The organism is Oceanobacillus sp. HCA-5259, assembly GCF_037892815.1.
In the GTDB taxonomy this organism is placed as follows: domain Bacteria; phylum Bacillota; class Bacilli; order Bacillales; family Amphibacillaceae; genus Oceanobacillus; species Oceanobacillus indicireducens.
Genome location: NZ_JBBKBV010000071.1, coordinates 1 through 1,836 on the forward strand (window position 1 = coordinate 1; position 1,836 = coordinate 1,836).

A 1,836-nucleotide genomic window follows, 5' to 3' on the forward strand; every position below is an offset into this window, starting at 1 on the left:
GAGGCTGGGACAAAACTCCAGTAAACAAAAAATTAAGGCGTGGGATCTACACTAAAAAGTATAGATCCCACGCCTTTTTTGTCGCTATTTTTGTAAACAAAAAGGACACCTTTTGATAAAATTAAAGTTACCACACAATAATTTTCGGAGGTGTCCTTATGTTTAACCATTATAACATGAACCAAGTAATTTTACCGCTAGATTTAGAAATGAAATTAAAAGAGAACGATATTGCCTTTGCGATCCATGATCTTGTCGAGAGTATTCCGGAAGAAGCTTTCGAGGATTTCTTACGACAAACTGGCCGTCCCGCCTACCATCCTCGTATGATGTTGAAAATCATTTTGTGTGGGTATACGCAATCCGTGTTTTCTGGTCGTAAAATAGAAGCTTTATTACAGGATAGTATCCGCATGATGTGGTTGGCTCAAGGACATGAACCCAGCTATCGCACCATCAATCGTTTCCGTTCTAATCCACTCATCGAAAACATACTACGTGAATGCTTTGTCCAGTTCCGGAATCAGCTTGTGGAAAAGGAATTGATTGAAGAGGAAGCCATTTTTATTGATGGTACAAAAATTGAAGCGAACGCAAATAAATTCACCTTTGTGTGGCGGAAATCCGTTGAAAAATATAGTGATAAGCTAATCGAAAAGTCCAATCAACTGTACGATGAGCTGTTGGAGAAGGAGATCATCCCGGCAATAGAGCGAGAAACAGAAGCGGAACTTTCCGTTAAAGAAATGGAAGAAGTAGTCGAAAAGTTAGATGAAAAGGTTGAGGAATACGATAAAAAAATCGAAGCTTGTGAGGTTGGTAGCGAACGAAAGAAAATCCGTTCCGAACGTAAATTTCCAAAACAAGCTCGCAAACAGTTTAACGATTTCATCACCCGTAAGCAAAAGTATGAAAACGATATGGAGATTTTCGGAGAGCGCAATAGTTATTCAAAGACGGACCCAGATGCGACGTTTATGCGCATGAAGGACGACTACATGAAGAACGGTCAATTGAAAGCTGGTTACAATGTCCAGATTGCAACGGAAGGTCAATACGCACTCGCTTACGATGTTTTCCCAAACCCGACAGATACACGCACCTTAATTCCTTTTCTCGATTCGATTGAAGAAAACTTTTTCGAACTGCCGGAACACATTGTCGCGGATGCCGGATATGGCAGTGAACAGAATTATGAAGATGTCATCGAGAATCGAAATCGAACGCCACTTATTACATATAATCAATATCGAAAGGAGAAGAAAAAGAAGCATAAGAACAACGCTTTTCATGTAGATAATTGGGAATATAACGAGGACGAAGATACTTTTCTGTGCCCAAATGGACGGAAAGTACGGTTTAGCTATCATTCCAAACGAACAGACAGGTACGGATTCACCCGTGAATTTAAAGTGTACGAATGTGAGGACTGTTCGGGCTGTCCACTCCGGGATTTATGCACGAAAGCAAAAAAAGGGAATAACCGAAGAGTCTACATTAATGAAAAGTGGGAGTCCCAAAAAGAATATGTACGTACGAAGCTTTCAGACGAGAAAACTGGTGAAATTTACGGAAAACGTAAAATTGATGTAGAACCAGTGTTCGGTTTCTTGAAGGCTAATTTGGCGTTCACTCGTTTTTCTGTCAGAGGAAAACAGAAAGTGAAAAATGAATTAGGATTTGCATTGATGGCGGTGAACTTGAGGAAGAAAGCCGCCATGAACAGCAAAATCGTGCCGGGAGATAGAGAAACTCCTAAAAAAAAGGTTCCAAGCAAACTTTTTATTGCTTGGAACCTTTTTATTTACTATTTTTGGCTAGTTATGTCCCAGCCCC

The 1,836-nt window shown here is 40.1% G+C and carries 1 protein-coding gene; it reads left to right on the plus strand.

Annotated features, from left to right (window positions below):
• Nucleotides 1-158 precede the first annotated feature (158 nt).
• A partial coding sequence (locus WKU33_RS18750; protein ID WP_340456101.1) for an IS1182 family transposase occupies nt 159-1,836 on the plus strand: 1,678 nt, incomplete at its 3' end.